The sequence below is a fragment of the Phaeovulum veldkampii DSM 11550 genome (genome assembly GCF_003034995.1).
Lineage (GTDB): Bacteria > Pseudomonadota > Alphaproteobacteria > Rhodobacterales > Rhodobacteraceae > Phaeovulum > Phaeovulum veldkampii.
In genome coordinates this window covers 1-215 of sequence record NZ_PZKF01000160.1, presented here as the reverse complement: position 1 = coordinate 215, position 215 = coordinate 1, and the positions used below count along the sequence as shown (strand labels likewise).

Here is a 215-nt window from a genome sequence, read left to right as displayed (position 1 = left end):
TGAGAACCACATAAAGGGATGGAAGACGCATCTCGCCTCGGACCGAACGTCCTGCAGCAAGGCGTCAGCCAATCAGATGCGGCTCATGCTGCATGGTTGCGCGTATTGGATCTGGTGGACACTTCGGGCCGCCTGCCCAAAGCGATCCCAATGGCGGCATGCTCAGTTCGATACTCTGCGCCTGCACTTGGTCAAACTCGCCGCCACCATCGTCG

At 59.1% G+C, this 215-nt stretch carries 1 protein-coding gene; it reads left to right on the top strand.

Translation table 11 applies throughout. The features are described 5' to 3' along the window. Positions 1 to 215: transposase (locus C5F46_RS16380; protein WP_181317789.1), on the top strand; the 215-nt coding region annotated here is incomplete at both ends.